The sequence below is a fragment of the Streptomyces griseus subsp. griseus genome (genome assembly GCF_000720255.1).
In the GTDB taxonomy this organism is placed as follows: domain Bacteria; phylum Actinomycetota; class Actinomycetes; order Streptomycetales; family Streptomycetaceae; genus Streptomyces; species Streptomyces griseus_I.
Window position 1 is genome coordinate 1 of record NZ_JOJE01000193.1, and the last position, 335, is coordinate 335.

At 69.3% G+C, this 335-nt stretch carries 1 protein-coding gene; it reads left to right on the plus strand.

The features are described from left to right. A partial coding sequence (locus IG99_RS43745; protein WP_037684628.1) for a glycosyltransferase family 4 protein occupies positions 1–335 on the plus strand: 335 nt, incomplete at both ends.

Below are 335 nucleotides of genomic sequence, written 5' to 3' on the forward strand. Positions count from 1 at the left end.
GTACCGGGAAGCCCAGCCCTCCGGCGAGAACACGATCGTCGACGCGGAGATCGCCCAGCTCGCGGCGGCCGGGGGCGAGGGGCTGCCGTTCCTCCGCAGCTCCGACGAGATCCCGAGCATGCCGAAGTCGGCCAAGGCGCTGCTGCCGATCTCACCGATCTACGCGCCGCGCGCCCAGCAGGAGCTGAGCCGGCTGATCACCGAGCACCGGCCGGACGTGCTGCACCTGCACAACCCGTACCCCCTGCTCTCGCCCTGGGTGGTGCGGACCGCGCACAAGCACAATGTGCCGGTGGTGCAGACGGTGCACAACTACCGGCACATTGCTGTCTCTT